Below are 25,697 nucleotides of genomic sequence, written 5' to 3' on the forward strand. Positions count from 1 at the left end.
CGCACAAGGGACAACACGATGAACGACACCTCCCGGGCCCAGGTCGTCACGCCGGCGGAATGGGAGGCCGCCCGCCTGCGCCTGTCGTCGAAGGAGCAGGAACTGACCCGCGCCCGGGACGCTTTGGCCGCTCAGCGCAGGCGGATGCCGTGGCTGAAGGTGGATCGGGAATACGCCTTCGACGGTCCGAACGGCGCCGCCCGGCTGCTCGACCTGTTCGAGGGCCGCCGTCAACTGCTGCTCTACCGCGCCTTCTTCGAGCCGGGCGTGGACGGCTGGCCCGACCACGCCTGCCTCGGCTGCTCGCTGATGGCCGACCAGGTCGCCCATCTCGCGCATCTCCACGCCCGCGACACCACGCTCGCGTTCGCCTCACGCGCACCGCAACCCGACATCGAGCGGATGAAAGCGCGCATGGGCTGGGCCATGCCCTGGTACACGATCACTGACAGCTTCGACACCGACTTCGGCGTGGCCGAGTGGTACGGCACCAACGCATTCATCCGCGACGGCGACAACGTCTACCGCACGTACTTCATCAACGATCGCGAACACGAGCCGATGGGAGCGACGTTGGGTTCCCTCGACTTCACCGCACTCGGACGCCAAGAGGACTGGGAGGACTCCCCCGACGGATACCCCCAGGTGCCGCGATACGCGTGGCTGAAGCGACACGACGAATACGGCCCGGCCTGGCGAGCCGCGCACCCCACCACCACAGAATCGGCGAATCATGCGCACCGTGACTGAAGCCAAGGCCGGCGACAACGATTTCGGAAGGCTGAGCGAACCGTTCCGGCGTGAGTTGCTCGCCTACTGCTACCGCATGCTCGGCTCGGTCGACGAGGCCGAAGAGGTGGTGCAAGACGTCTACCTCGACGCCTGGCGTGCCTACAACGCGTTCGAGGGACGGTCGTCGCTGCGTACCTGGCTGTACCGCATCGCGACCCGGGCCTGTTTCAAGGCGCTGGAAAAAAGTAGACGCAGGCCTCTGCCCGCGGATCTCGGCGCCCCCCAGACAGACCTGGATGCGGCGCTCGGTCCGCAGGCTCGGGAGGTGCCGTGGCTCCAGCCGATGCCCGACTTCCTGTTCACCGCCGCACCGGCCGATCCGGCGACGGTCGTGGTGGAACGACAGACTATGCGGCTCGCGCTGGTAGGAGCGCTCCAGCAGCTGCCGCCGCGACAGCGGGCCGTGCTGATTCTCCGCGATGTGCTGCAATGGCGTAGCGCCGAGGTGGCACAACTGCTGGAGATGACGACAGCGGCCGTCAACAGCGCGCTCCAACGCGCCCGAGCCCAGGTTCCGCTCAGTCAAGACGAGTTGACCGAGCCCGCCGAGCCACGACAGCGGGCCCTGCTCGACCGATACGTCACCGCCTTCGAAACCGCGGACGTCGATCAACTCGTCGCGGTATTGACCGAGGACGCCAGATGGGAAATGCCGCCGATCGTGACCTGGTTCGAAGGCCGCGACACCATTCTCGCCTTCCTGGCCAAGCAGATGCGAGTGATCGGACCGACCGCGCTGGTCCCCGCCTCCGCCAACGGACAACCCGCCTTCGCGGTGTACGCCCGCGGCCGCGACGGCGCACACCGCCCACATGCGCTGCACGTACTGACACTCACAACCGAGGGCGCCTGCCGGATCGTCGCGTTCCACGGCTCAGGGCTGTTTCCACTATTCGGGCTCTGACATGGCCAACGGCGTGTCCGAATCAGAAAGCACCACCCAGCACAACGAGGGGCTACAGGCACAGCTGCGACTGTTCTGCCACCTCATGCTCGGTTCGGCCGACGCCGCCGACCGCGTCATGCGGCAGATCTACCATCGCGCACTCGATCACCAAGACGATCAACAGCATCGGCAATCAGAACGCGACCGATTATTCCGTATCGCCATCGACCTCTGCGACGCCCACTGTCGTTCATCGCACGAATAAGCAAAGAGGCACCTACAGGTTGTTGTGGGCGTCGCGCCTTGGGCGGGTGGGGGTGGCCGGGGCGTTTGCGGTCGGGGCGCTGGGCGGCTGGTGGGGTGTGCGGCGGGATAGGCGGATGTAGAGGAGCATCAGTGCTCCTGCGGCGAGGAGGGTCAGACCGGACGGAAGGAGGAAGGCGAAGCGGAGGCCGACGGAGGCGTGGACGTCGAGGCCGGGCGATCCGTCCAGGCGCATCACTGCTACGGACCAGGCGCCGTGTGTCTTGTTCCAGTTCAGCGTCCGGACGCCTGGTCCCGAGGACGCCGCTACCCAGAACGGCTGGTGCGCGGGTGCGGATGCCGCGCGGGCGGCGCCCGGGTGCCGGGTGAAGGCCGCCCGGAACGGAGAGAGCTCCGCGGAGGCGAACTCGTCGTGCGCGACGGCGCGCAGGTAGGCCTCGACCTCACGCTTCGGTCCGATGCCGACGAACAGCCGGGTGCGCGGGTCGGCGGGGCGCACCACGATCCGGACATGCGCCAGTTCGCCCACGTCGGGATCGGGATCCGCCGGACGGGCCGTGTCCGCGCCGACATCGATCTCGTCGGTCTTCAGGGCCGCGGTCGGCGTGGTGAAGCGGTGCTCGGCGGTGCCGAAGCGGCCGCCGGAGCCCGCCTGGAGCGCGCCACCGATGGTGAGGGCGGCACCGGCCGGCACGGCGATGGCGGCGGTGATGGCGAGCGTGATGCGGGCCGGGCGCGAGCCCGCGGGGAGACGAGCCATGCTCTTCCTCCTTTGAGTAGCACAGTCGTGCTAGTCACAAAGTAGCACGCGTGTGCTAGGAAGGGGAGATGGCGAAAGTGGATCCCGAACAGCGCAGGGCCGATGTGGTGGAGGCGGTGTGGCGGGTCGTCCGGCGCGACGGTCTGTCGGCGGCCTCGGTCCGCAACGTGGCGCAGGAGGCCGGCCTGTCGATGGGGTCGCTGCGGCACTACTTCGCGTCCCAGGCGGAGCTGCTGTCCTTCACCCTGCGTGCGGTCATCGAACGGATCGAGGCGCGGATCGCGGCGCTGCCGTCGGAACCCGATCCGCGCCGCCGCGCCGAGCGCGTCCTGCTGGAACTGCTGCCGCTGGACCCGGAACGCGCCGCCGAGAACGAGGTGTGGCTGGCCTTCACGGCGCGCGCGCAGGTGGACCCCGAACTGCGGACCGTTCATGACCAAGGCTACGACGTCCTGCGGGGCGGGTGCCGCCGGCTGGTCGACGGGCTCGCCGGAGAGGTGGTGGGCCTGGACGTGGAACTCGAGACCGACCGCCTCCACGCGCTGCTCGACGGCCTCGCGGTGCACATCGCCATGCGGCCCGACGCCCTCACGCCCGACAAGGCGCGGCTGATCGTCGCGCGCCACCTGGACGAGCTGACACGGCACGCGCGCTAAGTGCCTGCGTCACAACCTCGGAGATCGTCCCCGTCGCCCGACGAGTAGCCGTTCCAGTGCCCCCTATATCCGGCCGACAACGCTGAGCTTCTTCCGGCGTTACGTGGTCTTGCGGAGCTGCAGGGTGTGGACGGCCTTGGCGATGCGACCGCGGTAGGGCAGGCGGGATGGCCAATGGTGAATCTAGTGCCACCCGAAGTCGGATGGCCGCGTTACTGTTCTCCGCTCCCGGAACGACGACGCTGATCCCGTGCCCGATGAGGCGGGCACGGAAGGAGATCACCACATGGCCACCAGCGCGGCGCCCGTCGAGCAGTGCCTGACCGGCACCCCGTGGGCGATTCGGCTCGGCCAGGCCGCTACGGAGCGGCCCGCGCTGGAGATGTACGAGGCAGAGACCCTGGTCGACGTCGTCGTGCGGTCATCGGTGGCGCCGGAGATGCTGCGAGGCGCCCGGCGCGGCGTCTCCTTCGGACGCCCGTGCGCCATCGCCTGGGGCCGGCTGCCGGCCGATTCGTCCCTCCCGGTGGTGCTGTTCACCGGCGGCCGATGGGCCGGCCGGAAGCAGCGCGCAGAGGTGATCGCGGTCGGCGGGTTCTGCTGGCTGGCCATCGCGTACGGGCGGTTCACCACCGTCGGCGTCGAGCACCGCGGCACCTCGTGCGGCCGCCTGCGCATCCGGCGCGGCCCCCGGTCGTGACGGTCGCCGCCGACGCGGAACGCGCGGCGGCGAGCGTTCCCTTCCCCGATCCCCCATCCGGCCGGCGACGGCCGAGTTCCATCGCGTCGAAATAGAAAGCACCAGGTCGTGAACCCCTCCTTGATCCACCCCGGCACCAGACGGCACGTCACGATCGTGTCGGCGAGCGTCGGCGCCGGGCACGACGGCGCGGCGAGCGAGCTGGCCCGCCGGCTCGGCGAAGCCGGATTCACCGTCGGCCGCCACGACTTTCTCGACCTCCTCCCGGCCTCGCTCGGCCGCCTCCTGCGGCAGACGTACGCGCTGCAACTGCGGGCCGCCCCGGAGAGCTGGGAGCGGTTGTTCAGCGCGCTGGACCGGCGCCGGAAGCTCGCGGCGGCGGCACGTGCCCTGAGCGGGCTGGCCGCCCGTCGCCTCGCCCGTACGGCGGCGGGCTCCGACGTCGTCGTGTCGACCTACCCCCTCGCGAGCCAGGCGCTGGGCCGGCTGCGGCGGCGCGGCGCGCTCCGGGTCCCGGTCGTCACCTACCTCACCGACATGTCCGTACACCCCCTGTGGATCGCCGAAGGGGCCGACGCCCACCTGGCGCTGCACCCGACGGCGGCGGCGCAGGCGCGACGGCTCGGCGCGGCCGACGTCCGGGTGTGCTCGCCCGCCGTACGACCCGGGTTCCGGCCCGTCTCGTCCGTCCTCGAACGGCAGCTGGCACGGCTGCACTTCGGCCTGCCGGACGACGACCGCCTGGCCCTGGTGGTCGCGGGGGCGTGGGGTTCCGGGGACGTGGCGGCCACCGTACGGGACGTGGCCGCGTCCCGGCTGGTCACGCCGGTCGTCGTGTGCGGGCGCAACACCGCGCTGCGGGAGACGCTCGCCCGCTCCGGCGTCGGCGTCACGCTCGGCTGGGTCGAGGACATGCCGGCGTTGATGCGCGCCTGTGACCTCGTGGTTCAGAACGCCGGCGGCCTCAGCTCCCTCGAGGCGCTGGCGTCCGGCCTGCCCGTCATCAGCTACCGCTGCCTTCCGGGACACGGCAGGACCAACGCCGCCGCTTTGGAGGAGTCCGGGTGGGCGCCGTGGGCACGCAGACCCGACGAGCTGCCCGAGGCGTTGTTCACGGCGCTGACGGCACCCCGCGCCATGGGGTCCACCGGAGCCGCCGACCCGGCGGCGATCGTCGCCGCCCTGGCGACCAGACGAGACTCCGCGGCCACCGGCCGGCCCGCGCCCGAGATGGTGGAGGCGTCTCGATGAGCGCCACGCGCCTCGCCGTGACGGCGGCAGCCGTCCTCGGCACCGCGTATGCCGCGCCGGCCGTCACGTCGATCGGGCCGCTGCGCCGGCAGCTGTTCCCCGGGCTGGCCGGCGTCGGCGAGCCCGGCCATGTGGCGCTCACGTTCGACGACGGTCCGGACCCGCGCTCGACGCCGGCGTTCCTGGCCGCCTTGCGGGAGCACGAGGTGAAGGCCACCTTCTTCCTGCTCGGCCGGATGCTCAAGGCCGCCCCGGACCTGGGCCGGGAACTCGCCGAGTCCGGACACGAGATCGCCGTCCACGGATGGGAGCACCGCTGCATGCTGCTGCGTGGGCCCGCCGCGACGTACGACGATATGGCCCGGGCGATGGAGTCGATCGTCCAGGTCACCGGGACGGTGCCGCGATGGTACCGGCCCCCCTACGGTGTGCTGAGCTCCTCGGCCTTGCGGGCGGCCCGCCGCCTGGGCCTCACGCCGGTGCTCTGGACGAACTGGGGCCGGGACTGGACGCGCGCGGCGACCCCCGCCTCCATCCTCGCGACCCTCACGCGCGACCTCGGCGGTGGAGGGACCGTGCTCCTCCACGACTCCGACTGCACCTCAGCACCCGACTCGTGGAGGAACACGCTCGACGCGCTGCCGCCGCTCTTGGAAGGGATACGCGACCGCGGCCTGTCGGTCGGTCCCCTACGCGACCACGGGCAGAACGCGCCGCGGCAAGGCCCTCGGCCTGCCGCCCCGCACGGCGCAGGTCCGGGACGGGGTGGCCGTTGAGCTTCTCACGCAGCGGCTTCCAACGCCGGCGTGAGGAGCGCCGCGACGGCCGCGACTCGGCGAACGACAGCCGCGCGGCGGGCGGCGCTCATGGGGGAAGCCGGCCCAGGAACGCCGCCCGTTCGGTGACCTTCGCCCAATCTGCGGTGGTTCCGCGGTCAGGGCCGTTCGTCCAGCGCGTCCACCCAGCCCGTCTGCTCGTAGGTCTCCGACAGCCCCGGGACGCCGTCCGCGCCCACGAAGGACTCGTAGGCGAGCAACTCGGCCGTCTTCGGGTCGATGACCAGCCGGATGCGGCCCCCCAGGCCGCCCATCGAGACCGCCACGCCCCGGCGGCCGACCGGATCGGCGACCGGGCCGTCCGAACGGATCCCCTGCTGCCCGGCCAGCACCCGGTAGAGCGCCGCCTTGGTCCCGGGCGTGATCGGGCCAGCCAGCAGGTCCTGCGCGGTCATCCAGATGTAGTACGGGTACGGGTCGACGTTCGCCGCGCCGCCCGACTTTCGCATGTCCGCCTCGTACCGGCGGCGCAGCTCGCGGCCGAGGACCGCCGCGTCGACCGGCAGCCGGCGCAGCTCGTCCATCGACACCTGGGCGTTCCCGATCTGGTACCGGACCGGCATGTCGTAGGTGTTCACCGACCTGGTCCGGTCCTCCTTGGACAGCAGCTCCGGCGCCCCGGCGCGGCGCCACTGCGCCTGGTCCCGCGGCGTCGGGAAGCTCGCCCGCACACCGATCCCGGTGATCGTCCGGGTGCGATCGTGCGCCGACCTCGCCGTCCAGCTCTCCTGGCGACCCGTCGTCACGAACGTGTACGGAAGCCTCTCCAGCTTCGGCCGGCCCTTTCGGGAGCCGGGGCTCGGGCGCGGGAGCGTGTGGCCCGGCAGGTCGTGCTCGTACTCGTGCACGACACGGGTCTGGATGCGCTCGTACCAGTAGCGGCCCGGCTTGACCGGGGCGCGCTCGGCCGCTTTCGCGCTGGCGAGCAGGAATGTGCGCGCATCGACCGGCGACGGCTGCGTGACGGGCGTGTGCCGTCTCGCGGGGCCGTCCCCGCCTCCGGTGACGGCGACGGCGCCTCCCCCGGCGACCACCGCCGCGGCCGCGACACCGGCCGCGAGAAGCAGCGGGCGCCTGCCCGGCCGCGTCACCGCGCGCGGGACGGTCCGCGGCTCGGCGGACGTGCGCATGATCCGTTCCACCTCGGCGTCGCGGCGGCGCTCGTGCGCCTCCCCGGCCAGCTCGTCGAGCGCGGCGGGCCGCAGCGCCCGGAACGTGGTGTCGACGTCCTTCATCGTCCTCTTCTCTCCGGAGCTCATCGGGCCGCCTTCCCCGCGACGGGCGCGGCGGCGGGACGGGACGCGCGGGCGGAGCCGTCCGCAGCGTCCCCCGCGCAGGGGGTGTCGCCCGCCGCCTCCAGCGCACGGGCCAGACGCCTGCGGGCGCGGTGCAGCCGCACCGCGAACGCCGGCCCCGAGCAGCGCATCACCCGCGCGGCCTCGCGGGTGTCCAGCCCGTGCCAGTTGACCAGTGCCAGCACCTCCAGGTCGCGTTCGGGCAGCGCCGCGACCGCCGCGAGCACGGTCTCGCGCTCCACGACGTGCTCGGCGACGTCCCACGCGGCCAGGTCGCCGTGCGAGGTGAGCGCCCTGACCCGCGCGGCGAGGTCGCGGCCCCGCCGCCCCCGGTCACGCTGCTTGTGCAGCAGATTGCGAGCCACGGCCAGCAGCCATGGCAGCGCCGGGTCGCGCACCTCGTCCAGCCGCCGCCAGGCGATCAGGAACGTCTCCCCAGCGATGTCCTCCGCCGTGTGCGGTTCGGCGTGCGTCAGCGCGTACGCCAGCACACGCCGGTGGTACTCGTCGTACAGCCGGGTGAAGCGTGTTCCGCGTTCATCCACGAAGACCTCCCGTCGGGATCGGTTGTCGTGACGAAATCCCGGACGGACGGCCGGATTTACAGCACCACCCCGAAAAGTTCACTCGAGCCGCACAAGCGGCCCTGCTGGCCGGCCGTGAAGCACTGCCCGTGAGGGACCCCCTGTGGATGCACTGCGCGCCGCCGACCGCGCCATGCGCAGTCAACTCCACCATCGCCATGCAGGAACGGCTTTCCCTGGACTCGCCTTTCCGCGGTCTTACTGCTTCAGCTGTGTTGGGCTTCGGCGAGCTCGCGCATGTACTGGTGATAGAAGAGATCGACCTGGGTGAGAGTGATCTCGATGATCTCGTCGAGGGTGGCGTCGAGGTGGCCTAGTACCTGGTCGGTCATGAGTTCGTTGATGGACCCGATGATCTGCGTGGTGCCCATCTGGATGCGCGGGGTGTGGGGGATGCCCTCGATCCGGGTGAGGGTGCCGGCGATGAATCCGGCGAAGTCGCGTTTGGCCCGCTGGTAGCGCTCCTCGGTGGCGGGGGTGGCGCAGCGGATGATCTCTCGGAAGAGCAAACGGGCGACGCGCGGGTCCGCGCCCACGGTGTTGATGAACGCCGAGATGCCGGCCGCGGCCTGGTCCGGGACGGTGGGGCCGGCGTCGGCGAGGGCGCGCAGGACCGATTCCTGGGCGCGGGTGATCTGGACGTCGTAGATGGTCAGGATCAGGCTTTCGCGGTCGGAGAAGGACTCGTAGAAGAACTTCTTGGCCAGGCCGGCGCGGCGGCAGAGGTCCTCGACGGTGCTGGCCGCGTAGCCGACGGTGCCGAAGAGGTCCAGCCCGGCTTCGAGCAGCCGTTCACGGCGTGCGGATTCCCGTTCGTCGCCGTCCATGCCGCGGTACCGGCGCTTGTTAACGGGCTTGGGAGTCGTCACCGCTTTTTCGTCCTCGAGTGTCTGGGTTCCGCTTGTCCCCATCTGGGACATTGACGTTCCGCATATCGGAAACGTTCCCGTCTCCGATGCCCCCGAGGAGGAGCACGTGAAGATCACCAGTGTGCTCGCCGCACTGAGTCTAGGCGCTGCGACCGTGGTCACCGCGGTCGTGTCCGCCGGGCCTGCGGCGGCGGACACGGCGGGCTGCACCGCGAGTGACGCCGACATCTACAAGCCCCCCGCGACGGTCACCGGCAACCCCGGCGACATCCTGGCCTGCGCCCCCGCCACCCTGGCCTTCGTGCCGAACCTTCCCGCGGTCCACGCCTGGAAGGTCCAGTACGTCACCACCGATGCCAAGGGGAACAAGGTCGCCGCGTCGGGCACCGTCGCGGTCCCGGACGCGGCCTGGAGCAAGGGCGGATCCCGGCCGACCATCGCCTACGCGCCGTTCACGCACGGGACGGGGGCGTCCTGCTCGCTGTCCAAGCAGATGACCACCGGGTTCCAGGACCAGTACGAGGCGCCCAACCTGTCCGGATTCCTCAACCAGGGCTGGGCGCTGGCCGCGACCGACGGCGAGGGCTACCTCGACGGGCAGACCCATCCCTACGTCAACGGGAAGGCCAACGGGCCCGCCACCCTGGACATCGTCCGCGCCGCCCGCAAGATCCCCGGCAGCGGACTGACCGCCGACGGCAAGGTCGGCATCGACGGATACTCCGAAGGCGCCAACACCTCCGCCTGGGCCGCCCAGCTCGCCGCCTCCTACGCCCCCGACCTCGACGTCGTCGGCGACGCCTCCGGCGGCATCCCCGCCGACCTCAAGGCCGCCGCCAAGCAGCTGAACGGCAGTTTCTTCGCCGGGTTCCTCGCCGACACCCTCATCGGCCTGAAGTACCAGTACCCCGAGATGCCCTTCGACCAGTACCTCAACGACGCAGGACGCCAAGCCGAGAAGGACGTCAAGAACAACTGCCTGTTCGGCACCCTGGCAGTGTTCGCCGGGCAGAAGGTCGAGAACTTCACCACCGACCACCTGACCCTGGACCAGCTCTACGCGATCAAGGGCCCGGACGGCACGACGTGGGGCCAGATCGCCGACGGCCTCAACCTCGGCGTCGACACCGGCGGCCCGAACTCCTCGGCCAAGTACAAGGTCGGCTTCCCGATGTTCCTGTACCGCGGCTGGCTGGAGGAGATCCTCCCGCACGAGCCGATGGACCAGCTCCACAAGACCTACTGCCAGAACGGCATCCAGAACCAGTACAAGATCTCCTACCCCACCGAACATGCCACCACCATGTTCGGCGCCGCCGGAGACGTCCTGAACTTCTTCACCGACCGGTTCGCCGGCAAGCCCTTCACCAACGGCTGCTGAGACCCATCGAAGCCCCGGGGCCGCTCCGGCCCCTGTCGTCGCCCCGGGGCTCCGACGCCCTCCCGCATCCCCCGACACAGAACGGAACACCCATGTCCGTCGCCACCCGCGGTGTCGCGCCGCCACCCGTCGTCCCTGCGGCCGCGCACCTGTCCGAGGACGACCTGCGCCGGCTCGCCGACGAACTCGACGCGCTGCGACAGGAGGTGATGCACGACCTGGGCGAGGCCGACGCCCGCTACATCCGGCGCGTCATCGCCGGGCAGCGCACACTGGAGGTGGCCGGGCGGGTGCTGCTGTTCGCCGCGTCCCGGCGGTGGGCCTGGTGGAGCGGCACGGCATGCCTGACCCTGGCCAAGATCCTGGAGAACATGGAGATCGGCCACAACGTCATGCACGGCCAGTGGGACTGGATGCACGACCCCAAGATCCACTCCACCACCTGGGAATGGGACAACGCCTGCCCCGCCGACCAGTGGAAACACGCCCACAACGTGCTCCACCACACCTACACCAACGTCCTGGGCAAAGACCGCGACATCGGCTACACGATCCTGCGTGTCAACGCCGGCCAGCCCTGGCGCCCCTACTACCTCGCCCAACCGTTCTACAACCTGCTGTTCGCCACCCAATTCGAACTCGGCAACGCCCTCTACGACCTCGGCGCCCAAGCCGAATCAGGCGAGAAGACCAAAGAAGAACTCCTTGCGAGCCTCGCCGACATCGGCCGCAAAACCGCACGCCAGGCCGTCAAGGACTACGTCGCCTTTCCCCTGCTGGGCGCCCTGTCGGGACGACACAACGCCCGCCGTGTGCTGACCGCCGACCTGGCCGCCAACATCCTGCGCAATATCTGGGTGCACACCATCATCTTCTGCGGCCATTTCCCGGGCGACGTGGCCGTCTTCCCCGAGGAGACCCTGACCGCAGAGACGCGCGGGCAGTGGTACATGCGGCAGTTGCTCGGCTCCGCCGACATCAGCGGCGGTCCGATCCTGCACCTGCTCACCGGCAATCTGTCCCACCAGATCGAGCACCACCTGTTCCCCGACATGCCCAGCAACCGGCTGGCCCGGATCGCTCCCCGCATCCGGGACGTGTGCGACCGCTACGGCCTTCCCTACCATTCCGCCTCACTCCCCCGCCAAGTCGCCCGGCACTGGGCGAAGGTGACCCGCCTCGCCTTCCCAACGGCCACTAAGCACGGTCAAGGCCCGGCTGCGCCTACTCCCTCTCACCAGCGACATCAACCGCTCCCGCGTGTAATTGCGTAGCCCCCATGGCGGCCCGGCTTGCGCACAGCCGGGGTCGGCACGGTGAGCGTCTTGGCCGTCGATGGGACGAGCCGGGATCGGCGCTTCGATGTGACGCTCGAGCCGGCTGATCCGACCGGGTCTATGAACCGGCCGACCGACCCGACACGCTCGCGGCCCTGAGCTGCCTCGAAGGACGGCCGTCGGCAGATCGCGGCCGGCCGTGTCCATCCGGCATGGCATGAGCCGGGGGTCGGGTGTCAGGCGATCTCCACGACCGCCTCGACCTCGACCGGTACCGCGAACGGAAGGGCGCACACGCCGATCGCCGAGCGCGCGTGGCGTCCGGCGTCTCCCCACAGGTCGGTGATCAGGTCGCTGAAACCGTTGACCACGGCCGGTGTCCGCTCGAAGCCGGGCGTGCAGTTGACGTATCCGGTCACCTTGATCCATCGGCGTACGCGCGTCAGCTCGCCGAACTCGCGTTTGAGGGTGGCCAGGGCCGCGAGGGCGCACTGGCGGGCCGCCGTCCTGCCTTCGTCGACGGTCAGGTCGGCGCCGACCTTGCCGCGGGCCAGCCGGCGCGGGCCGTCGGCCGGGCCGTGCCCGGACAGGTACGCCAAGGAGCCGGCCACCGTGACGAACCGGAGCTGCAGCGCGACGCCCGGGGGCGCGGCGATCGGGGCCGGCAGCGCCGCTCCGAGCTCGGACAGGCGTCGTTCGATCGGGTCCATGCGGGGAAGATAGGGAACTGAAATGCCGTTCCGCAAGATCTTGAAAGGTGAAACGAGATTCCGCTAGCGTCCCTGGCATGGTGTCACGCAACCCCACCGACGAGCCGCCCGTCCAGGCCGTCGCCCACGCCTTCGACGTGCTGGAGCTCCTGGCGGCGGGAGGCCCTCGGATGCTCGGCCAGATCGCCGCGGAAACCGGGCGGTCGAAGGCGACCACGCATCGGCTGCTCGCCACGCTGGTGGCCCGCGGCTACGCCGAGCAGGACGCCCGGACGGGCGCCTACCGGCCCGGCCTTCGCTGCGCGGAACTGGGCATGACCGTCCTCGCCGGACTCCGGCTGGGCGACATCGCCCGGCCGCACCTGGAGGAGCTGAACGCGCGCACCGGCGAGGTCGTCCACCTGTGCGTCTACGACCTGGGCGACGTCGTCTACCTCGCCAAGCTGGACTCGCGGCTGCCGGTGGCCCCCCAGTCCCGGGTCGGGGCCCGCGCCCCCGCGCACTGCGTCGCACCGGGCCGCGCACTGCTCGCCCATCAGCCGCCCGACGAGCTCGCGCGCGTCGCGGAAACCGGGCTGCGGGCCTACACCGAACACACCATCACCGACCCCGACGACCTGGCGCGCGAACTGCGCCGCGTGCGCGAACGGGGATACGCGATCAACGAATCGTCGTGGCGCCCCGGCGTGTGCGGCGCCGGCGCCGTCATCCGCGACTACACCGGCGCCCCGGTCGCCGCGGTCGGCTGCTGCGTGCCCGAGTCCCGGTTCGGCGCGGACCGCCGACGCGAGCTGGCCGCGGCCGTCACGGCGGCGGCCGCCCGGATCTCCGCGGACCTCGGCCACCGCGAGGCGGCCGCGCGATGAGGTCCCGCCTGTTCGCCGAGGTCACCGGCCCGGCCTCCGGCCTGCCTCCCGTCCTGCTGCTGCACAGCCTCGGGCTCGACCACTCGATGTGGCGCTCCTGCCTGCCGTTCCTGGCCGCCGACCGGCGCGTGATCGCAGCCGACCTGCCCGGTCACGGCCGGTCCCCCTCCGCCGAGGACACCGGCGCCGAACTCGCCGGGCTCCTCGACGACGCCGGAGCCGCCGGCGCGCACGTCGTCGGCGTATCGCTCGGCGGTAACGAGGCGCTCGCCCTGGCCGCGCGCGCCCCGGACCGCGTGCGGTCGGTGACGGCGGCGGGCTCCTTCGCGTCCCTGGACGAGCCGGAGCGCGCCGCGAAGCTGGCCGCGACCGTCCAGCGCGCGTCCGGCCTGGGGATGAACCGGTTCGCCGACGCCTACGTCACCGAGACGCTCGCCCCGAGGGCCCGCCGGTCCGACGGCCCGCGGCTGCGCGACGTCCTCGCCGGCACACCGCTGGAGGCGTACGCGACGGCCGCCCGCCGCTGCTTCGCCACCGACCTGCGGCCCGTCCTGCCGGACATCGGCTGCCCGGTCCTGCTCCTGGTCGGCCGGCACGACACCAGAACACCCCGCTCCTGCGCCGAGCGCATCGCCACGGGCCTCGTCCACCCGCAAATCCGGGAGATCCCCGCGGCAGGCCATCTCGCCAACCTTGACGCACCCCAGACCTTCGCCGCCTCCCTCCGAGCCTTCTGGTCCGCCCTGGAGTGAACCGGCGCGCCGGACGATCCTCCCGCGATGGAGCAGGAACTCGAACTCCTGTCGGCGGGTGCTGGGGTGCTCCTGTCCAGGTATCAGACGCCGTCCGCAGCGCGGCAGGAGCCGAGGGAAGACCTGGCTTCGGAATCCGTGGGGTTTCAGCAACCTGTTCGTCGGCGGCAACGGCGCCATCCCCGCCGCCACGGCCTGCAACCCGGCCGTCAGTCGTCGGTGGACGGGGGGTTCGGGGTCTGGGGGCGGATTCCGTCGAACACCAGGTTCAGGATGTCTTCGACCTGGCTGGGCGTGTTCGGACGGGCTCCCAGGAGCAGGCGGTAGTAGAGCGGGGCGTAGATGAGTTCGACGACATCGTCCAGCACGGCGTCGGTCCGGATCTGACCCTGCTGCTGCGCTCGTTCCAGCCGGCGCCGACAGCCCTGGACACGGGGATTGACCAGCGTGTCCAGGATGGCCTGCGCCGCCGCCGGGTCGGACTGCGCAGCACCGATGACCTCCCGGTATGTCGAGGACTGCGTCGTCTGGAAGTACTTCGCGACGGCGACCATCTGGTCGCGCAGGTCGGCGTAGATGTCGCCGGTGTCGGGGAACTCGATGGACGGCGCGCTCTGCCGGTCGATCGCCTCGACCAGCACCGCGGCCTTGGACGGCCACCACCGGTAGATCGTCTGCTTGCCGACCCCGGCTTCCTTCGCGATCGCGTCGACGCTCGTCCTGGCGAACCCCTGCTCCAGGCACAGCTTCAGCGCGGCGTCGAGGATCGCCTTGTGGGAGCGCTCGCTCCGGTAACGCGGATTCGCCGGTTCGGTGGTCATGACCAGGGATTCTACACGAAACGAGACGACTCGTCTTGACGGAGGGCCACCCCGGGCCTACCGTTCACAGGAACGAGACGTCTTGTCTCGTCACCTTGGAGGTGAACGATGTCCCAGAAGATGTCCCGCCGCCGCGCGCTGACCGCCGGCCTCGCCGCCGGCACCGCACTCGGAGCCGCCGCGATCGGCAGGGCACCGGCCATGGCGGCCCAGGCCACCCCGCGCAAACGCGACAGCGGAAACCCCTTTCTCGAAGGCGCGTTCACGCCGGTCCACTTCGAGGTGACCGAGTTCGACCTGACGGTCACCGGCATGATCCCCAAGGAGCTGACCGGCCGCCTGCTGCGCAACGGCCCCAACGTGCTCGGACTGGAGGACCCGCTCGCCCACCACTGGCTGGTCGGCGACGGAATGGTCCACGGCGTCCAGCTCCGCGACGGCAAGGCCGAGTGGTATCGCAGCCGCTGGGTCCGCGCGAAGGGCACCGCCGAGAAACTCGGCGAGCCGGTACGCGGGGTCCCTGCCGAAACCGACTTCGCGTCGAACGTCAACGTGATCGGATTCCGCGGCAAGACCCTCGCGCTACAAGAGGGCACCGCCCGTCCGCAGGAACTCACCGATGAGCTCTACACCGTCGGACCGTGCGACTTCGACGGCACATGGGCCGGAACCATGTCGGCCCACACCAAGCTCGACCCGGGCACCGGTGAACTGCACTCGGTGAGCTACGACGAGAGCACCGACTACGTCCAGTACGTCGTGATCAGCGCGGCCGGCAAGGTGACGTCGACCCGCAAGATCCCCATGGGCGGGACGATCCTGATGCACGACTTCGCCCTCACCCAGAAATACGTCGTCCTCTACGACCAGCCGATCATGTTCGACCTGGACGCCATGAAGCACGGCCAGAAGATCCCCTGGGTCTGGGACACCAAGCGCCCCAACCGGGTCGGATACTTCCCTCGCGCCGGAGGAGCGGTCACCTGGATCACGGTGCCTCCCTCCTACATCTCGCACACGCTCAACTCCTACGACGACGGCGGCGACATCGTGGTCGACTTCGTGGAGTTCCCCGCGCCGTTCAGCGCCGACCGGCTGTCGACCAGCGCGCCGCCCGCGCTGGTGCGCTGGACGATCGACCGGGCGCGCGGCGTCGTCCGCCGGACCCAGCTCGATGACCGGCCGCAGGAGTTCCCCCGGGTTCCGGACGCGCGGGTCAGCCGCAAGCACCGGTACGGCTACACCGCCGCGACCGCCGACTTCCTGAAGTCCTACGGGCACGGCTCGACCCCCGACTCGGCGTTCAGCAACGGCCTGGTCAAGCACGACCTGGCCACCGGACGATCGCAGTTCCACCGGTTCCCGCGGCACGCGAGCGCGAGCGAGGCGGTCTTCGTCCCGGGTGCCGGCGCCCGCGCCGAGGACGACGGCTACGTCCTGTGCTACGTCCACAATCCCGACCGGAACGCCTCGGACCTGGTGATCCTTTCGGCGCAGGACTTCACCGGGAAGCCGATCGCCCAGATCCACCTGCCGAGCCGGATCCCGCTCGGGTTGCACGGAAGCTGGATCGCCGGCACTTGAGAACGAGCCGTGCGACGTCCGCACCCGCACGCTCACAAGTCGGTCGTGTGACCGCCCGGCCGGCACGGTCCGGGTCCGGCGGTCACGGCGGTGGTGGCGCAGCCCTCGATCGGCTGTGCCACCACCGGGCCGGTGCGGAACGGGCCGTGCGGTCGTGGTCAGGCGAGGGAGACCAGGTCCCGGTAGTCCTCGTTCCACAAATCCTCGTCCGCGTCCGGCAGCAGCAGGACGCGGTCGGGGCGCAAGGCGTCGATGGCGTCCTCGTCGTGGGTGACCATCACGATCGCGCCGGGGTAGGAGCCGACCGCGGCCAGGACCTCGGTGCGGGAGGCGGGGTCGAGGTTGTTGGTCGGCTCGTCCAGCAGCAGGACGTTGGCGCCGGAGTGGACCAGGCCGGCCAGGGCCAGGCGGGTCTTCTCGCCGCCCGAGAGGACTCCGGCGGGTTTGTCCGCGTCGTCGCCGGAGAACAGGAACGCGCCCAGCACACTCCGGGCTTCACCGTCGGTGAGTTGCGGGGCGGCGGCGCGCAGGTTCTCCAATACGGTGCGCTCGGCACGGAGGGTGTCGTGTTCCTGGGCGAAGTACCCCAGCCGCAGGCCGTGTCCGTGCACCACCCGCCCGGCGTCCGGCGGTTCCTGGCCGGCCAGGAGGCGCAGCAAGGTGGTCTTGCCCGCACCGTTGAGGCCGAGGACGAGCAGGCGGCTGCCCCGGTCGACGGCCAGGTCCACGCGGTCCAGTACCTGGTGGGCGCCGTAGGACTTGGACAGGCTGACGGCGCCGAGCGGCATCCGCCCGCATGCGGCGGGCTCGGGCAGCCGGATCCTGGCGACCTTCTCCGCGCGGCGGGCCGGCTCCAGCTCCGCCAGCATCCGGTCCGCCCGACGGGCCATGCTCCTGGCCATGACGGCGGTAGCCGACCGCGCCTTCATTTTGTCGGCTTGCGCGTGCAGGGCCGTCGCCTTGCGTTCGGCGTTGACCCGCTCGCGTGCTCGGCGGCGATCGTCGGTCTCCCGCTGGGTGAGATAGGTCTTCCAGCCGGTGTTGTGGATGTCGATGGTGGCGCGCTGCGGGTCGAGGTGGAAGACACGGTTGACCACGTCGGCGAGCAGCGCGGTGTCGTGGCTGATCACCACCAGGCCGCCCTGGTGGCTCTGGAGGAAGGTGCGCAGCCAGGCGACGGAGTCGGCGTCCAGGTGGTTGGTCGGCTCGTCGAGCAGCAGCGTGCCGCCGTGTCCGGCGAACAGGATGCGGGCGAGTTCCACCCGGCGCTTCTGGCCGCCGGACAGCGCGCCGACCGGTTCGCCCAGCACGCGTTCGGGCAGCCCGAGACCGGCCGCGACCCGGGCGGCCTCGGCCTCGGCCGCGTACCCGCCGCCGGCCTGCAGGGCGGTCTCGGCGCGGGCGTAGGCGTTCATCGCCCGTTCCAGCGCGGCGGGCCCGGCGGCGTCGGCCATGGCGGTCTCGGCCGCGCGCATCGCGCGCAGGGCCCGGTCCAAGCCGCGGGCGGACAGGATCCGGTCGGTCACGGTGACGGCCGGGTCGGCCGTGCGGGAGTCTTGGGCCAGCAGGCCGACCGGACCGGTGTGCGTGATCGTCCCGGCGGAAGGCCTGGCCCGCCCGGCGAGGGCGGTCATCAAGGTGGTCTTGCCCGCGCCGTTGCGGCCGACCAGGCCGACGCGGTCGCCGGGAGAGACGGAGAAGGAGATGTCGCAGAGCAGCAGGCGGGCGCCCGCACGCAGCTCGACACCGCGAACGGTGATCATGAGATAACACTCCGAGAAAGCCGAGGGACACACTTCTGGTGTGGAAGCGGGTCCTTCAGCTAGGAAACTCGGGGCGTGGACATGCATCCACGGTAACCCACGCCCTGCGAGCAGCGCATCCGCCATCTCCTTCCCACGAGGCGCAGTTCAGCCGGCGATCGAGATGACGAGCTTTCCGCGCACGTGGCCGGCGGCGGAGAGGTCCTGTGCCCGGGCGATCTCGGACAGCGGGAGGGTCTGCGCGATCGGGATGGTGACCTTGCCTGCGGCGACGGCGTCGATGACTTCCTGGAGGGCGTTCTCGAAGCCGGGCTCGATGCCCGTCACGATGATGCCGCCGCGCTGCCCGACCTCGGGGTCGAGGAGCGTGATGACCTTGTCATCGGCGCCGACCAGGCGGCGCAGCGCCTCGGCCTTCCCCCCGGTGACGAGATCGAACGCGGCGTCGAACATGCGGCCGCCCGCGGCCTCGCGGGCTGCGGTCTCCCAATCACCGGCGTAGTCGATCGGGGTCGCGCCGAGCGAGGCGAGGTGCTCCTGGTTGGCCGCGGACGCGGTGCCGATGACCCGGACGCGGCGGGCGACGGCGAGCTGGGTGAGGAACGTGCCGACTCCGCCGGCGGCGCCGTCCACGAAGATCAGCTGCCCCTCCTCGACACCTGCGAGCCCGAGGGCGCGCACGGCGGTGCTCCCGCCGACGCCGATGGTGGCGGCCACCTTCAGGTCGACGTTGTCAGGCACCTTGACCAGGGCGGCCACGTAGGTGACCGCGTACTCGGCGGCGGCGCCGCCCGGTGCCAGGCCCGCGACCCGGTCACCCACGACGAGGCCGGTGACGTGCTCGCCGATCGCGTCGACGGTCCCGGCGACGTCCATGCCGGTGATGGTCGGTCCGGCGAGCGGGGTGCCGTCGCTGAGCGTTCCGGCACGGAACTTGGAGTCGACCGGGTTGACGCTGGAGTAGACGACCTTGACGCGCACCATGCCCGGGCCGGGCTCGGGCATCGGGACGTCGGTGATCTCGAGGACGCCGCTGTCGCCGTACTCGCGGTAGAGGGCTGCCCGAGGCATGAAGGGTCCCCTTGTCTTCATCGTCGTCATGGGCATCTCCGATGCGGAGCGGAACCGGCGGGCGATCCTGGACACGGCGGCCGGGATGTTCGCCGAGCAGGGCATGCGCCTCACTCTGGAACAGATCGCCAAGGCCGCGGGGATCGGCGTCGGCACGATCTATCGCCGCTTCCCCACCCTGGACGCGCTCATCGACGAACTGGTCGGCGAGCGGATCCGCTGGTGGGCCGACCACGTCACGGAGGGCCGGCCGGGCGCGCCCGCGGCGTCGCCCAGTGATGATCAGTGTCGCTGGTCAGTGGGGCGTGCGCGGTGTTCGGTGTAGAGGCGGCCCAGGACTGAGCCGAGGTGGACGACGACTCCGACCGCGACCAGCCAGGACATGATCACCATGACGACGCCGATGGGTCCGTAGCTCGCCCGGTTGGCGACGATCTGGTCGGAGAAGAAGTGGGACGAGAACACGCCCAGGCCCACCCAGCACACGCTCGTCGCCAGCGCGGACGGGAGGAGCGCACGCCAGCCGATGCCCTTTCCGAGCAGGATCCTCATGGTCCACCACCAGAACAGGGTCGCCAGCGCCAGTCCGGAGAAGATCTGGAGGACCGGCCCGCCGAACGCGCCCGAGACGTGTCCGAGCCCGGCCTGGGAGGCGCCGTATCCGAGGAGGCCGGCCAGCCAGCAGAGCTGGGCCGGCGAGTCCCGCATGCCGCGGCTCCGCACGTCGAAGACGCGCTGGTACCAGTGCTGCAGCGTGCCGGCGACCGCCATCGCTCCGAGGATCAGCAGGAGGGCGCTGGCCACGGTGAACGAGCCGGCGGGCGGGACGGCCGTGAAAAGGTCCGCTACGGCGCGTGAGGCGGGCTGGTCGAGGCCCAGCCAACCGGTGATCACTTCTGCGGTGCTCCGCCCGGCGGCGGCGGTGAGCACGATGAGGAACGGGAAGAAGCAGAGGATCGCCAGCGCGGCCAGCTGGAAGGAGTTGCCGAAGAAGTCGATCGCCGTGAGCCGGGCCCACAGGGGGTTCCGCCCGACCACCTTCAGGCGCGGGACGGTGCTCTCGATCTTCGGCCGCACGTGCACGCCGTGCGAGCGCCCGGGGCTGCGGCCGGGTGTTGCTCGGCTCGCGCCAGTGGTCCTCCTGCCGCTCGGCATGGGTCGGTCCTCGATCGGATCGGGCTGAGCTTCGGCACTTTCTCAGCCCTCATGCAGGTCATGCCCGGTACGGCGCCGGTAACTCCCGGCGTGCGTTCAGGTGAGCGTCAGTCGGTAGGAGCCGTGGGCGCAGCCGGTGAGCATCCAGCCGCCTTCGACTTGTGGCGTGTCGATCTGGTCGATGCCGGACGCGGTGGGGGTGGGGCGGGTGCTTCCCGGCACCCAGACCTTCAGAGTGCAACTGCCTGCGGATGATCTGCCGGTGAGCTGGAACTTCCGTGGCTGTGAGGGCCGGCCGCCGGGGAGGGATCGCAGTGAGGTGATGATGCCCGGGGCCGCGTGCGGGAAGGCGCGGGAGATCTCCTGGACGGCGGCCGCGTCGCGGGGCAGGAAGCGTTGCGTGGCGCAGTCGAGGTTGTTGAGTCCGTTGCCGGTGGGTCCGGTGCCGTTCTGCGGGTCGCCGCACGCCTGTTTCCAGACCCAGAACGCGCCGCCGATCGCGTCGTCGTCCTCGTGGCGGGCGTAGCGGTGCAGCCGGTCGGCCACGGGGCCGTCGTCGCCCCAGAATCCCCATTCGCCGCTCCAGACCGGCATGTCGCCGGCGGCGCGGCGGGCGAGGACGAAGCCGTGCTCGACCGAGGTCATGACGGGGAGGCCGAGCGAGGCGTCCATGGTGATCGACTCGGCGTACAGGTGGGGCGCGAAGACGATGTCGGGGTCGGAGGCGAAGGAGCCGCGCGGGACCGCGTCGAACCCGGTGCCGGACCAGAAGATGCTCGGTTCGACGAACAGCGGGTGCGGGCGGCTTTCGGCGCCGCGGATCGCGTGCAGGACGCGGTCGTAGAAGCGGCCGAGCAGCAGCGTCGAGGTCAGCGGCGCCTGCTCGCCGAAGCCCGGCTCGTTGAGCGGGTCGAATCCGGCGACCGCGGGGTCGGCGCCGAAGCGTGCGGCGAGCATGGCCCACACCTTGGCCAGGCGGCTCTGGACGCCGTCGCGGTCGTAGTAGAAGTTGGTGAACGCGCGGTCCCCGGCGGGCGAGATGTCGCGTCCGGTGAACTGGCAGCGGGGCGCGCCGTCGGTCTTGGTCGCCCAGGCCGGCGCGCCGTCGTAGCCGTCCATCCGGGACGTGCCCGGCGGGCAGGACGTTCCGCGGGGGGTGGGCGCGTTGCTCCAGCCGTCCTGGTGCATGTCGATCACCGTGTACAGCCCGTGCTTCTTCGCCCAGGCCACGGCCTGGTCGATCCGCCGCAGGTACCCCTCGTCGTACTGGGCGGGGCGCGGTTCGATCCGCGACCACGACACCCCTAGGCGCACCACGTTCAGTCCGAGCGCGGCCATCTGCGCGAAGTCGTCCTCGCTGAGCGGCAGCGTCGCCGGGACGCCCGGGCGCGGCGCGTAGAAGTCGACCAGCTGGTTGACGTTCACTCCGCGGAGCAGGACCTGCCGTCCCTCGCCGTCGACGATCCGCGGATGCTTCCCCCGGACGACCCGCAATGCCGACGGCTCCGTCCCGGCCGCGGCGACGACGGCCTTGCGGGGCGCGGGCGGCGGCTCGGGACGCGTGGCGGCCACCGCCCCGGCCGCGCCGGCCGCCACGACGGCGGTGACCAGGGCCGTCGCCGGGACGGTCCGCGCCGCGGGCCACCGGAATGCGCCGCGGGCGGCCAGGAAGGCGAGCAACCCGGGCGCCCAGCCGACGGCGGCCCCCAAGGACGCGCCTTCGCCGAGACGGACCCACAACGCGGCGGGCGTCTGCAAGGGAGCACCCGGTCCGTCCACGACCACCAGCCCGGCGACCTGGACGGCTCCGAGGACGATGCCCGCCCACATCGCGGCCAGCCATCCGCCGAGGAAGGCCCCGGCGGGCGTGCGGGACCGGCGTGCAAAGGTCCGCTGCGTGCGGGCGAGCGCGAGGAACAGGACCAGCAGACCGGCGAGGAGCCCGGCCGCTCCCCCATGCGGGGAGGCCGACGGGAGCCCGTGCGGCAGGTCTCGTGACCAGTGCGAGGACACCCACGGCCCGGTCATCGCGACCACCGCGACATTGATCGCCGCGATCGGCCAGTGCGCGCGGTGCGCGGGCTCCTCGTCCCGACGCTCGCCGACCCGTATGAGGAGGGTCGCCGCGGCAGGGACGAGTGCGTACAGGGCGGCTTTGGGGACGGTGAAGCTCGTCGCCCACAGCAGGTCGGCGACGTTCAGCCCGGGCACGGTCGCCGCGAGCGCCATGGCGGCCTTCGCGACCACGGCGGCCAGCACGAACCCCGCCCACACCGTCGCGAACCGCGTCCGCCGTCCGAGATGTCCGAATGCCGCCGCGACGAGCGCCGTGCCCGCGAGCAGCAGCGGCACGTAGACGACCAAGGGCGCCACCTGCCACCGCGCCGCCTGCATCAGACGCCCGGGCATCCCCAGCAGCGCGAAGAACCCGACCGGATCGAGCAGCGCTCCGGCGAGAAGGAGGCCCAGGACCACGCCCACGACCGTTGGCACGAGCCATCGCGAACCCATGCGATCTCCTTCACCGGGGACCGCCAAAATACATGAGCAAGTCTCACATTTACTAGGTCCACAAAAGATGAGACCTGTTCACTTTCTGCCTCTGGTCTGGTACTGATCTTGAACAGGCTCCCAAGGCACTCCTCTCCCCCAAGGTGTGACGAATGACCATCCCCCGCCTTCGCGCCGCGCTCGCGGCGCTATCGGTCGCCCTGCTCCTGGCGGTGTCGCCGCAACCGTCCGCGGCCGCGGACGGCACCCCGGTCGTGGACGTCGGCGCGACCGGCGCCCCGTTCAAGGGCACGACCGCCGACGGCCAGGTGCGCGGATACCTCGACGCGCACAGCCACCTGATGTCCTACCTGGGCTTCGGCGGATCGCTGATGTGCGGTGAGACGTTCGATCCGGGCGGTCCGGCCGCCGCCCTCAAGGACTGCCCGGACCACGCCCCGAACGGCATCCCCGCCTGGTTCGAGAACTTCACCCGCAAGGGCACCCCGTTCGGCTCCCACGACACCACCGGATGGCCGACGTTCAAGGACTGGCCCGCCTACGACTCCTTCACGCACGAGCAGACCTGGTACAAGTGGATCGAGCGGTCATGGCGCGCCGGGCAGCGCGTCCTGGTGAACCAGCTCGTCGACAACCGCACGCTGTGCGAGATCTACCCGCTGAAGAAGTACCCGTGCGACGAGATGGAGACCATCCGGCGCCAGGCCAAGGCCACCTACGCGCTCCAGGCCTTCGTCGACCGCGAGAACGGCGGCGCGGGCAAGGGCTGGTTCCGTGTCGTGACCAGCCCGGAGCAGGCGCGGCGGGTCATCGAGCAGGGCAAGCTCGCCGTCGTGCTGGGCATCGAGACCTCCGAGCCGTTCGGCTGCCGCGAGGTGTACGGCAAGCCCCGATGCACCAAGGCCGACATCGACCGGGGCCTGGACGAGGTGCAGAAACTCGGCGTCTCGTCGATGTTCCTCTGCCACAAGTTCGACAACGCGCTGTGCGGCGTCCGGTACGACGCCGACACCACGGGCGTCATCATGAACCTCGGCCAGTTCGTCGGGTCGGGCCGGTTCTGGCAGGCCGACCGCTGCACGGCGCCCGAGCACGACAATCCGATCATGCCGTCCGGTCAGCTCGGCGACCTGCTCGCCGGGCCGCTCGGCGGGCTGCGCAAGCTCGGCGTGACGGTGCCGGTGTATCCGAGCGCGCCGCTGTGCAACGCCAACGGGCTCACCGACCTCGGCGCGTACACGCTGCGCGGCATGGTCAAGCGAAAGATGATCATCGAGCTGGACCACATGAGCGCCAAGGCGGCGGGCCAGTCGCTGAACCTGCTGGAGAAGGCGCGCTACCCCGGCGTGATCTCCTCGCACAGCTGGTCGGACGAGCACTACCTGAGCCGCGTCTACCGGCTCGGCGGCATGGTCACCTCCTACGCCTCGTCCGCGCCGCAGTTCATCACGGGATGGAAGCAGGCCAAGGCGCAGGCCGACCCCAGGTACCTCTTCGGCTACGGGTACGGCCTGGACGCCAACGGGATGGGGCCGCTGCCCGCGCCGCGCACCACCGCCGCCGCGGACCCGCTGAAGTACCCGTTCAGGTCCCCGGTCGACCCCGGCGTCACGCTCACCAGGCAGAAGACCGGCGTGCGGACCTGGGACCTCAACACCGACGGCGTCGCCAACTACGGGCTCGTCCCGGACTGGATCGCCGACCTGCGGCACGTCGGCGGCGGCGGGATCACCGATGACATGGCCAAGGGCGCCGAGGCGTACCTGGAGATGTGGCAGCGCGCGAAGAAGTAGCCCGCCGCCCATCGCCCAGGTGGCGCCGGCACCGCGGCGGAAGGGCCCGGCCGCATCGGCGGCCGGGCCCTTCCGGTCGGGCGGATCATGCCCTGCTCTGCTCGCGGGCGGCTCGGGTGGTCCGGGGCGTCGAGGAGGCGCGGACGTCGAGACGTGCCGTGAAGAGGCGGCCTCGGGGGGCGTCGCGTCCTTCGAAGGCGTTCACGAGAAGTTCCACGCCGGCCTTGGCGGTCTCCGCGGGCAGGAAGCTGAGCGTGGTGACGGACGGGTCGCTGTGGGCGGCGGTGGGGTCCTCGGTCGTGGCCACCAGGAGCAGGTCGCCGGGGACGGACAGGCCGTGCCGGCGGAGCCTGTCCAGCAGCAGCGGCGGGCTGGTCTCGACCAGCGTGAACAGCGCGTCGGGCGGCTCGCCGGCCGCCGCGAGCAGTTCGTCGACCGCCTCAAGCGCCTGCGAATGGCCCGGTGCGGTGGTGGCCGTGAGCAGCGGCTCCTGCCCGTGCTCGTCGCACCAGGCCCGGTAGGCGCGCTCGGACTCCTCGAAGAAGCTGGAGGTGGACGTCGCGGTGACCAGCCCGATGCGGCGCGCCCCCGAGGAGGCCAGATGCTCCAGGACGTCCCGTGCGGCGGCGGCGTAGTCGAAGTCCACCCAGCGCCCCAGGGCCTCCGCGTCGCCGGCCTCGCCGGACGCGCCGGACGCGCCTGACGCGCCCAGTGCGCGGCGGTCGCTCACCACGGGGATCCCGGCGGAGAGGAAGTCGGCGACCATCGGGTCGTCCGCCGTGGGATCGATGACGATGGCGCCGTCCAAGGGCAGGTCCAGCCACCAGTCGCCCGGTGAGGTCGTGGGCAGCAGGACGATGCCGTAGCCGTGCCCGAGGGCGGTGCGGCCGGCGGCGTTGGCGAGCTGGGAGAAGTAGGCGAACTCGGAGTAGACCCAGGGCGTCTCGGAGTACTCACGGACCGCGAGCCCCAGCAGCCTTGTGCGCCCCGAGCGCAGCAGGCGCGCGTGGCGTTCGGGCGGTAGCCGAGGCGGTGGGCGACGTCGCGGACGTGGCGGCGCGTGGCCTCGGGCAGCCGGCCGGACCCGTTCAGCGCGGCCGACACGGTCGTCTTGGAGACG

The 25,697-nt window shown here is 71.3% G+C and carries 26 protein-coding genes; 14 read left to right on the forward strand and 12 right to left on the reverse strand.

Going from position 1 to position 25,697, the window contains the following annotated elements; genetic code table 11:
• Window positions 1-18: 18 nt before the first annotated feature.
• The 3 genes from J4709_RS07940 to J4709_RS07950 are packed head-to-tail and all read left to right on the forward strand — an operon-like array spanning window position 19 to window position 1,943.
• Window positions 19-750 (forward strand): DUF899 domain-containing protein, encoded by a 732-nt coding sequence (locus J4709_RS07940; RefSeq protein ID WP_208238634.1) that lies wholly within the window; start codon window positions 19-21, stop codon window positions 748-750.
• On the forward strand, window positions 734-1,696 hold the full coding sequence (locus tag J4709_RS07945; protein ID WP_208238636.1) for a sigma-70 family RNA polymerase sigma factor: 963 nt from the start codon (window positions 734-736) through the stop codon (window positions 1,694-1,696). The genes J4709_RS07940 and J4709_RS07945 overlap by 17 nt, the downstream gene beginning before the upstream one ends.
• Before the next feature lies 1 nt (window position 1,697).
• On the forward strand, window positions 1,698-1,943 hold the full coding sequence (locus J4709_RS07950) for a hypothetical protein (protein WP_208238638.1): 246 nt from the start codon (window positions 1,698-1,700) through the stop codon (window positions 1,941-1,943).
• A 12-nt stretch (window positions 1,944-1,955) separates the two neighbouring features.
• Here the strand turns inward: J4709_RS07950 and J4709_RS07955 are convergent, their stop codons facing one another.
• Window positions 1,956-2,702 (reverse strand): hypothetical protein, encoded by a 747-nt coding sequence (locus J4709_RS07955; RefSeq protein WP_208238639.1) that lies wholly within the window; start codon window positions 2,700-2,702, stop codon window positions 1,956-1,958.
• Between the two features lie 68 nt (window positions 2,703-2,770).
• Between J4709_RS07955 and J4709_RS07960 the strand changes: the two genes are divergently transcribed.
• From J4709_RS07960 to J4709_RS07975, 4 genes are all read left to right on the forward strand, one after another.
• Window positions 2,771-3,358, forward strand: a complete 588-nt coding sequence (locus tag J4709_RS07960; RefSeq protein WP_208238641.1) for a TetR/AcrR family transcriptional regulator — start codon at window positions 2,771-2,773, stop codon at window positions 3,356-3,358.
• Window positions 3,359-3,644: 286 nt separating this feature from the next.
• On the forward strand, window positions 3,645-4,058 hold the full coding sequence (locus tag J4709_RS07965) for a hypothetical protein (RefSeq protein ID WP_208238643.1): 414 nt from the start codon (window positions 3,645-3,647) through the stop codon (window positions 4,056-4,058).
• A gap of 108 nt (window positions 4,059-4,166) precedes the next feature.
• Window positions 4,167-5,309, forward strand: a complete 1,143-nt coding sequence (locus J4709_RS07970; RefSeq protein WP_208238645.1) for an MGDG synthase family glycosyltransferase — start codon at window positions 4,167-4,169, stop codon at window positions 5,307-5,309.
• On the forward strand, window positions 5,306-6,085 hold the full coding sequence (locus tag J4709_RS07975) for a polysaccharide deacetylase family protein (RefSeq protein ID WP_208238647.1): 780 nt from the start codon (window positions 5,306-5,308) through the stop codon (window positions 6,083-6,085). Before J4709_RS07970 ends, J4709_RS07975 begins: the two co-directional genes overlap by 4 nt.
• Before the next feature lie 158 nt (window positions 6,086-6,243).
• Here J4709_RS07975 and J4709_RS07980 read toward each other — a convergent pair whose 3' ends face one another.
• The 3 genes from J4709_RS07980 to J4709_RS07990 form a co-directional block, all read right to left on the reverse strand.
• Entirely contained in the window at window positions 6,244-7,404 is a 1,161-nt protein-coding gene (locus J4709_RS07980; RefSeq protein WP_208238649.1) for a CU044_5270 family protein, read from the reverse strand.
• Complete coding sequence (locus J4709_RS07985) at window positions 7,401-7,985, reverse strand: RNA polymerase sigma factor (RefSeq protein ID WP_208238651.1); 585 nt, start codon at window positions 7,983-7,985, stop codon at window positions 7,401-7,403. Before J4709_RS07985 ends, J4709_RS07980 begins: the two co-directional genes overlap by 4 nt.
• A 245-nt stretch (window positions 7,986-8,230) precedes the next feature.
• On the reverse strand, window positions 8,231-8,893 hold the full coding sequence (locus tag J4709_RS07990) for a TetR/AcrR family transcriptional regulator (protein WP_208238653.1): 663 nt from the start codon (window positions 8,891-8,893) through the stop codon (window positions 8,231-8,233).
• 106 nt (window positions 8,894-8,999) lie between these two features.
• Here J4709_RS07990 and J4709_RS07995 point away from each other — a divergent pair, with 106 nt between their 5' ends.
• Window positions 9,000-10,274: a lipase family protein gene (locus J4709_RS07995; RefSeq protein ID WP_307801070.1), complete on the forward strand. Its 1,275-nt coding sequence runs from the start codon at window positions 9,000-9,002 to the stop codon at window positions 10,272-10,274.
• 92 nt (window positions 10,275-10,366) lie between these two features.
• Window positions 10,367-11,548 (forward strand): fatty acid desaturase family protein, encoded by a 1,182-nt coding sequence (locus J4709_RS08000; protein WP_208238657.1) that lies wholly within the window; start codon window positions 10,367-10,369, stop codon window positions 11,546-11,548.
• Between the two features lie 239 nt (window positions 11,549-11,787).
• Here the strand turns inward: J4709_RS08000 and J4709_RS08005 are convergent, their stop codons facing one another.
• Window positions 11,788-12,261, reverse strand: a complete 474-nt coding sequence (locus J4709_RS08005) for a RidA family protein (RefSeq protein WP_208238659.1) — start codon at window positions 12,259-12,261, stop codon at window positions 11,788-11,790.
• A 77-nt stretch (window positions 12,262-12,338) separates the two neighbouring features.
• On the opposite strand from J4709_RS08005, the gene J4709_RS08010 reads away from it, so the two are divergent.
• Both J4709_RS08010 and J4709_RS08015 read left to right on the forward strand, forming a co-directional pair.
• Entirely contained in the window at window positions 12,339-13,127 is a 789-nt protein-coding gene (locus tag J4709_RS08010) for an IclR family transcriptional regulator (RefSeq protein ID WP_208238661.1), read from the forward strand.
• Window positions 13,124-13,879, forward strand: coding sequence for an alpha/beta fold hydrolase (locus J4709_RS08015; RefSeq protein WP_208238663.1), 756 nt, complete (start codon window positions 13,124-13,126; stop codon window positions 13,877-13,879). The genes J4709_RS08010 and J4709_RS08015 overlap by 4 nt, the downstream gene beginning before the upstream one ends.
• Before the next feature lie 209 nt (window positions 13,880-14,088).
• On the opposite strand, the gene J4709_RS08020 is transcribed toward J4709_RS08015, so the two are convergent.
• Complete coding sequence (locus J4709_RS08020) at window positions 14,089-14,700, reverse strand: TetR/AcrR family transcriptional regulator (RefSeq protein ID WP_208238665.1); 612 nt, start codon at window positions 14,698-14,700, stop codon at window positions 14,089-14,091.
• Window positions 14,701-14,808: 108 nt separating this feature from the next.
• On the opposite strand from J4709_RS08020, the gene J4709_RS08025 reads away from it, so the two are divergent.
• Window positions 14,809-16,284 carry a carotenoid oxygenase family protein gene (locus J4709_RS08025; RefSeq protein ID WP_232383169.1) on the forward strand — a complete coding sequence of 492 codons (1,476 nt, stop codon included), beginning with the start codon at window positions 14,809-14,811 and terminating at the stop codon, window positions 16,282-16,284.
• Between the two features lie 158 nt (window positions 16,285-16,442).
• On the opposite strand, the gene J4709_RS08030 is transcribed toward J4709_RS08025, so the two are convergent.
• Complete coding sequence (locus J4709_RS08030) at window positions 16,443-18,047, reverse strand: ABC-F family ATP-binding cassette domain-containing protein (RefSeq protein WP_208238667.1); 1,605 nt, start codon at window positions 18,045-18,047, stop codon at window positions 16,443-16,445.
• 147 nt (window positions 18,048-18,194) lie between these two features.
• Window positions 18,195-19,118 carry an NADP-dependent oxidoreductase gene (locus J4709_RS08035; RefSeq protein WP_208238669.1) on the reverse strand — a complete coding sequence of 308 codons (924 nt, stop codon included), beginning with the start codon at window positions 19,116-19,118 and terminating at the stop codon, window positions 18,195-18,197.
• A 28-nt stretch (window positions 19,119-19,146) separates the two neighbouring features.
• On the opposite strand from J4709_RS08035, the gene J4709_RS08040 reads away from it, so the two are divergent.
• A complete protein-coding gene (locus J4709_RS08040; protein ID WP_208238671.1) occupies window positions 19,147-19,443 on the forward strand; it encodes a TetR/AcrR family transcriptional regulator in 297 nt (98 codons plus the stop codon).
• Here J4709_RS08040 and J4709_RS08045 read toward each other — a convergent pair.
• Together J4709_RS08045 and J4709_RS08050 are read right to left on the reverse strand one after the other, a co-directional pair.
• A complete protein-coding gene (locus J4709_RS08045; RefSeq protein ID WP_208238673.1) occupies window positions 19,401-20,195 on the reverse strand; it encodes a YhjD/YihY/BrkB family envelope integrity protein in 795 nt (264 codons plus the stop codon). The genes J4709_RS08040 and J4709_RS08045 overlap by 43 nt on opposite strands.
• 174 nt (window positions 20,196-20,369) lie before the next feature.
• Window positions 20,370-22,784, reverse strand: coding sequence for a glycoside hydrolase family 5 protein (locus J4709_RS08050; protein ID WP_208238675.1), 2,415 nt, complete (start codon window positions 22,782-22,784; stop codon window positions 20,370-20,372).
• Window positions 22,785-22,936: 152 nt separating this feature from the next.
• Here J4709_RS08050 and J4709_RS08055 point away from each other — a divergent pair, with 152 nt between their 5' ends.
• Complete coding sequence (locus tag J4709_RS08055; RefSeq protein ID WP_208238677.1) at window positions 22,937-24,577, forward strand: amidohydrolase family protein; 1,641 nt, start codon at window positions 22,937-22,939, stop codon at window positions 24,575-24,577.
• An 85-nt stretch (window positions 24,578-24,662) separates the two neighbouring features.
• Here the strand turns inward: J4709_RS08055 and J4709_RS53030 are convergent, their stop codons facing one another.
• Together J4709_RS53030 and J4709_RS53035 are read right to left on the reverse strand one after the other, a co-directional pair.
• The gene (locus tag J4709_RS53030) at window positions 24,663-25,343 is read right to left on the reverse strand and encodes a substrate-binding domain-containing protein (protein WP_232383210.1); all 681 of its coding nucleotides are present in this window, start codon (window positions 25,341-25,343) and stop codon (window positions 24,663-24,665) included.
• Window positions 25,304-25,681, reverse strand: coding sequence for a helix-turn-helix domain-containing protein (locus J4709_RS53035; protein WP_307801072.1), 378 nt, complete (start codon window positions 25,679-25,681; stop codon window positions 25,304-25,306). The genes J4709_RS53030 and J4709_RS53035 overlap by 40 nt, the downstream gene beginning before the upstream one ends.
• Window positions 25,682-25,697 lie beyond the last annotated feature (16 nt).

The sequence above is a fragment of the Actinomadura violacea genome, from assembly GCF_017573465.1.
Lineage (GTDB): Bacteria > Actinomycetota > Actinomycetes > Streptosporangiales > Streptosporangiaceae > Spirillospora > Spirillospora violacea.